At 57.6% G+C, this 1,110-nt stretch carries 2 protein-coding genes; both read right to left on the bottom strand.

Going from position 1 to position 1,110, the window contains the following annotated elements; all coding sequences use genetic code 11:
* Positions 1–239 precede the first annotated feature (239 nt).
* Positions 240–650 (bottom strand): DUF6313 family protein, encoded by a 411-nt coding sequence (locus JF66_RS25450; protein WP_369798069.1) that lies wholly within the window; start codon positions 648–650, stop codon positions 240–242.
* Between the two features lie 83 nt (positions 651–733).
* Positions 734–949 carry a hypothetical protein gene (locus JF66_RS18530; protein ID WP_035880324.1) on the bottom strand — a complete coding sequence of 72 codons (216 nt, stop codon included), beginning with the start codon at positions 947–949 and terminating at the stop codon, positions 734–736.
* Positions 950–1,110 lie beyond the last annotated feature (161 nt).

The raw sequence follows: 1,110 nt of genomic DNA, 5'->3' as shown, positions 1-1,110 counted from the left end.
GACACGATAGTTGTACCTGACTTGGGCCTCGTGCTCCGCGAAGCGTTCGGCCGGTTCGCTGGCAAGTCCTCCCAAGCCCTCGAGGTGCAGGCACTCCCCAACGAATTCCAACCAGTGGATTTCAGATAGTCCCCAATCATCAGCATGTGACGTGTGCACGAAATGCACAACGAAGTCCTTCCATGTGTCGTCCACCGACAGCAGGTTAGCGAGTCGCCGAATAGCCACTAGTGACCCTCCTAGTAGATCTGATGAAAGAGATCGCTACGGGACCGTGACCGGTGTCGGCCGATCTGTGCGCCCACGCTGTAACCGACTATTGCGCCGATTAGCGCCGGAACTGCTATCCAGCCGATGATGGAGAGTGTCCAGGCGGCCGCGCTCACGAGTGGGGTCTCGTTTACACCGGCGGGCGACTGCAAGCCACTCAGCAGCTCATAACCTCGCGGAAACCCCGTGACAGCGAAACCGAGCAGGATTATCACACCAAGGGGTGCAACGACCCGGATTCCCGTCTTCAGGAACCAGTATAGAAAGGGAGGCCGCGCCTCACGCCTGAGCCTCTTGCGTAGGTCTTTCTCGACTTGTGATTCTTCGACGGGCGGCGGCAGGTCTGAGGCTCGCGGTGGTCCGATCGATGAGTTCGACATGGCGTGATGGTAGCCGTGTACCTATGCAATGGGAAGGTCTCGTCTCGTGCATGATGGGCTGACGATCACGATTCAAGAAGGAACTAGAGGGTGCCTTGCCGCAGGGCTTCTGCGTAGACACGCTTCGCCTGCTCGAGGCTGACCGCGTCGTCGTCGCCCATCTGTTCCTCGATGGCGTGCGCGAGAAATATGGCCGCGCGTCGCCGATCATAGGTTTCAGCCCCGTCCGGACGGTGATCGACCAAAGCGAAGCACATGTCGGCAAGGGATTCCCTGTGCAATGGCGTGATGTGTGTCATGAAAATTCCTAGCCGATGCGTCGCGATAAGGCGAAACTTGCATCTCCACCCTGAAAATGGCTTATTGAAAGCAGGGTCCGGGCTTTCACGTACACAACATAGTAGTGCCGTTTGTTCGGATTTAGTTGGGAAATACCACGGAAGAACACCCTGACAGCCTG

The organism is Cryobacterium sp. MLB-32 (genome assembly GCF_000738085.1).
Lineage (GTDB): Bacteria > Actinomycetota > Actinomycetes > Actinomycetales > Microbacteriaceae > Cryobacterium.
Note: the sequence above shows the minus strand (reverse complement) of the source record. Positions and strands in the feature narration are given on the sequence as shown.

Coding starts and splice junctions, on each gene's coding strand:
- JF66_RS25450 (WP_369798069.1), bottom strand. CDS start 650: ATGTCGAACTCATCGATCGGACCACCGCGAGCCTCAGACCTGCCGCCG.
- JF66_RS18530 (WP_035880324.1), bottom strand. CDS start 949: ATGACACACATCACGCCATTGCACAGGGAATCCCTTGCCGACATGTGC.